This window comes from Nitrospirillum amazonense (assembly GCF_007828035.1).
GTDB lineage: Bacteria > Pseudomonadota > Alphaproteobacteria > Azospirillales > Azospirillaceae > Nitrospirillum > Nitrospirillum amazonense.
Window position 1 is genome coordinate 1 of the sequence record NZ_VITV01000025.1, and the last position, 4531, is coordinate 4531.

5 protein-coding genes are annotated in these 4531 nt (G+C 64.4%); 2 read left to right on the plus strand and 3 right to left on the minus strand.

Annotated features, from left to right (window positions below; all coding sequences use genetic code 11):
• Positions 1 to 167: 167 nt before the first annotated feature.
• Positions 168 to 419, minus strand: a complete 252-nt coding sequence (locus tag FBZ87_RS28890; protein WP_145614019.1) for an acyl carrier protein — start codon at positions 417 to 419, stop codon at positions 168 to 170.
• A 241-nt stretch (positions 420 to 660) separates the two neighbouring features.
• Between FBZ87_RS28890 and lptF the strand changes: the two genes are divergently transcribed.
• Both lptF and lptG read left to right on the plus strand, forming a co-directional pair.
• On the plus strand, positions 661 to 1812 hold the full coding sequence (gene lptF / locus FBZ87_RS28895; RefSeq protein ID WP_145614020.1) for an LPS export ABC transporter permease LptF: 1152 nt from the start codon (positions 661 to 663) through the stop codon (positions 1810 to 1812).
• A complete protein-coding gene (lptG, locus tag FBZ87_RS28900) occupies positions 1799 to 2908 on the plus strand; it encodes an LPS export ABC transporter permease LptG (RefSeq protein ID WP_145614021.1) in 1110 nt (369 codons plus the stop codon). Before lptF ends, lptG begins: the two co-directional genes overlap by 14 nt.
• On the opposite strand, the gene FBZ87_RS28905 is transcribed toward lptG, so the two are convergent.
• Entirely contained in the window at positions 2883 to 3761 is an 879-nt protein-coding gene (locus tag FBZ87_RS28905) for a CDP-alcohol phosphatidyltransferase family protein (protein ID WP_145614022.1), read from the minus strand. The genes lptG and FBZ87_RS28905 overlap by 26 nt on opposite strands.
• Positions 3762 to 3764: 3 nt before the next feature.
• Positions 3765 to 4531: phosphocholine cytidylyltransferase family protein (locus FBZ87_RS28910; protein WP_246134661.1), on the minus strand; the 767-nt coding region annotated here is incomplete at its 5' end.

Genomic DNA, 4531 nt, shown 5'->3' on the forward strand with positions numbered 1-4531 from the left:
CCCAGGTAGTTGTTGGTGCCCAGCAGCAGGATGCGCCGGCCGGCGATCATCCCCTCGGTCGGGGAGAGCACCCGGTCGAAGCTGACGTTGAAGGGATTGTAGCCGGTGGATTCCAGGCTCTCGAACTGCCCCATCAGCGGCGCGAACTTATCGAAAAGAGCCATAGGTCAGCGGTTGCCCTTAAGGTCACGTGCCGTAGCGATAAGATCGCCGATGGTCTTCACCTCGGCGATCCGGTCCAGCGGGATGGAGATGTCGAGCGCATCTTCGATCTCCATCACGAAATCCATGACCGCAACCGAATCCAGACCGAGGCCTTCGGTGATGTTCGTATCATCCGATAATTCGACGGGCCGTTCCAGGGAGGCACGGAGGGCGTCGAATACAAGCGACCGGATCTGTTCTTCTGAATTAGCCATGCTTCTATATTAGCTATGCCACCATCGCGGAGCCGCCATTCCGCCCTCTCGCAATTTAGCGAAGGCTTCATATATCCGCCGTAACCTTTATAGAAGGCTGTCGTCGGATTGTCATAGACATTAATGCAAGATGTCGTATGCCATATGCGAACAGTCGTTGCGATAGCGCCGGGGGAGTTAGTAGGCACCCGGCTTGATAGGGTAATCCCCTGACGAACCAAGCGCGGGATGGCGTAGAGCTTTGATCATCGAACGCTACCTGATTCGAGAAGTCGCGAAGCCGCTGGCGGCCGTACTGGGCATCCTTGCGGCCCTGTTCGTGGGCTACAGCACCGCGGGCCTGCTGGCAGACGCGGTCAACGGCCTGTTGCCGACCGGCGCCATCGCTGAATTGGTCGGGCTCAAGCTCCTGATCTCGCTAGAGGTTCTGATTCCCATATCGCTGTACGTCTCAGTGGTGATGGCCTTCGGCAAGCTCTACGGTGACTCCGAAATCACGGCCATGTTCGCCCTGCACGTGAGTCCCGGCATCGTGTTGCGCGCGCTGTTCATGCTGTCGGGCGGTCTGGCGGTGCTGGTGCTGGCGCTTTCCCTGTTCGTACGCCCCTGGGCCTATGAGAAGTCGCACGACATCACGTATCGCGCACAGCTTTCCATGAACGTCGATGCCATGGAATCGGGCACCTTCTACCTCAACAAGCACGGTGGCCGGGTCATCTTCTTCCCCCGGCGGGAGGGCATCCGGGGGCCAGCGAAAGAGGTTTTCATCCAGATCCAGCATCCGACCACCACCGACATCATCATGGCGCAGAGCGCCCACGCACTGCCGCCGAAACGGGACGGCGGATCGAACGTGCAACTGGATGGTGCGCACGTCTATTTCCTGGGGCGTGACGACTCGACCCAGGACCGTATGATGGATGTGGGCAGCGTCACGCTGGACCCCGCCAACCACAACATCGCCCCGCAGGAATACAGCGCCACAGGCGTCAGCAGCGCTCGCCTGGCCCGCTCCAGCGATCCTGCCGACATCGCGGAGTTCCAGTGGCGGCTGTCCACCTGCCTCTCCACCCTCCTGCTGGGCTTGCTGGGCATGCCCCTCAGCCGCGTCAATCCCCGGCAGGGGGGGCGCTACGCCAAGTTCGGCACCGCCATCCTGGTCTATTCCGGCTATTACCTGCTGTGCACGTCGGCCCGCACCTGGGTGCAGCATGGCTCCGTCGGCGCCATTCCCGGCATCTGGTGGGCGCCGGCGCTGCTGGCGGTGCTGCTGGTCGTGGCGCTGTACTGGCCGCAATGGAACGTGGAGTTCCGTGTCCGGGCCCTGGTCAAGCGGCTGTCGGGCAGCCTTGAGGTGCCGCGGGAACACACTGTCCGCCATGACCCAGTTTGATCGGTATATCGGCGGCGCGACACTGAAGGCTTTCCTGACGGTCGCTGGCGGAGTCGTGGCGCTGTTCAGCCTGCTGGAGTTCGTCGAACAGCTGAAGTCAGTGGGCGAGGGCCAATACCACGTGGTCAACGCCTTGGTCTATGTGCTGCTGACCAGCCCGTCGCGCCTTTTGCAGGTGGCGCCCGTTGCCATGCTGATCGGCACCCTGCTGGCCCTGGGCAGCCTGAGCAAGGGCTCGGAACTGACGGCCATGCGTGCCTTGTGCCTATCGGAAGTGCGCATCATCGGGTCGGTGCTCAAGCTGCTGCCGCCGGTCGTCCTCGTGCTGTTCCTGGTGGCCGAATTTGTCATTCCGCCAGCGCAACATTTGGCCCTGACCCTGCGGTCCGCCGCTTTGGCCGACTCACCCCTGGCGGACACCGGCGACAGCTTCTGGGCCGGCGGCGCGCGGCAATACCTGAACGTGCTGCGGATCGAGAGCAAGAACGTCCTGCGCGGCGTGAACGTCTACACCTTCTCCCAGGATGGACGGCTGGAGACGTTTATCCATGCCGACCGCGCCGAAATCCAGGCGGAGGGGCCCTGGCAACTGCGCGACGTGACGCGCAAGACCGTGGACGCCAAACAGATCCATACCGAGCATCTGGACAGCCTGTCCTGGGCATCCTTCCTGCCGGGCAAGCGCGTGCAGGACCTGATGCCAGTGCCGGAGAACATGTCGCCGACAGACCTTTATCGCTATGTCCGCGAACTGGGGCGGCAGGGGCAGCACGCCGTGCGTTATGAACAGGAACTGTGGACCAAGCTCAGCCTGCCGCTGACCATGCTGGCCATGGCGCTGATCGCGGCGCCGTTCGTGTTCGGGCCGCCGCGGTCCCAGTCCACGGGCCAGCAGATCACCATCGGCGCCGTGATCGGCATCGTCTTTTCCCTGACGCAGCAGATTTCCGATCGCCTGGATTTGCTGCTGAACCTCAGCCCCGCCGTGACGGCCCTGGGCCCGTCGCTGATCCTGATCGGGCTGGCGGCCTATCTCTTCCACCGGGCGCACAGGACGCGCCCGGTACCGGCTATGCCGCCTGTCGCAGGCTTGTGAGGAAGCGGGTGGAGCGGGCGGCTTGGCGCGACAGCAGGACGGCCAGGATCAGGCTGAAGCCCACCAGTTCGAACCAGAAATACAGCAGCGGCCGGCCCACGGCGGCGGCGATGAAAATGCCCAGCGTGCGGTAGTTGGCCGACAGGATGGACCAATGCCGCACAGCCGGGGCGAAGGCTGCCCGGTACGCCTCCCGAATCTTCGGCGCGTGGGTCGCGTCGGCCGCCAAGGCACGCGCCAGTTCGTCGTGGAAGCCCACGGTGACGCCCGTCGTCAGATACTGCAGGTGCAGATACAGGCGGTAGAGCGCGCCCAGCACGCCCGGGCGGTGCGCCGCCGGGGTGTCCAGCTTGGCCAGTTCGGCGGATTTCCGTCCCCAGCCCCAGAAGTTGTAGCACTGGCGCTGCATCTCGTAGGCGGCGGACTGGACCGCGTGGGCCACGCCAGCGGCCACGATGACGATCCACACCCAGGCGCCTTGTTCCGCCGCCAGCGTCATGGCCAGGCCGACATAGACGGCGATGAAGGTGACGTAGTCGCAGATGCCGTCCAGGATCTTGCCGGTTTCCGACTGCGCGTTGGTCAGCCGGGCCAACTGGCCGTCGGCGCCGTCCATGACATGCCAGGCGATCATCAGGATGAAGGCCGCCACGGTCCACGCCAGGGTCTGGTAATGGGTGTAGGCCACGCCGGCGGCGATGCCGAAGGCCATCCCGGCCAGGGACACCGCGTTCGGCGGTATCCCCAGGGCGGCGAACCTGGGGGTCAGCCAGCCTGAGATGGGATGGATGACGTACAGGTTGGTGACCTCCTCGATTTCGGAGGTCCGCTTGACCGGTTCAGTGGTTTGCATGGCTCAGAGCTGGCCGGCGTCCAGAAGCTTTTCGGCCTTCTCGAACGCGGCCGGGTCGTCGACGTCGATCCAGAACCGGTCGCCGATGTCGTGGACGCAGGCCTTCTTCCAGCCCGCCAGCACGTTCATGGCGCCCGAGATGCTGTCGTCGCCCTTGGCCTGGCTTTCCTCCAGCGCCGCGAACATGCCCGGCGTGCAGAGGAAGACGCCGGTGTCGAAGGCGTTGAAGTCGCGGATCACCTTGCCGATGTGCACGATTCGGCCGTCCACGCACTTCACGCGCGTGACGTCTTCCGGGTCGTTCAGCGGCCGTTCGATGTTGAAGTCGACGGCCAGGGTCACGGTGTCCGGCTCCGGCCGCAGCGCCATCAGGCCCTGGAAAATGCCGGGGTCCACCAGGTGATCGCACATGGTCAGCAGGAAGGGCTCCGTCAGCAAGGCCTTCGCCTTGTGGACCGAGACGCCGTTGGCCCGTTCCCATTCGTCGTTGGCGACATGGGAGACGGCAACACCCACCCGTGCCGCCAGCACATCCACGGCAGCCCGCAGCTCTTCGCCGCGATAGCCGCTGACCACCACGAATTCCGTGATGCCGGCAGCACGCCCCCGCTCCATCACGCGCTCGATCAGAGGGCTGCCCTTGATGGGGATGAGCGGCTTGAGGAGGCCGCGCTCCCGCAGCCGGGTTCCTTGCCCGGCTGCGACGATGAGGCACTTCATTTGGCGACGGCGAGCTTCAGGGTGGTGCTGCGGATGAATGTCTCGGTCAT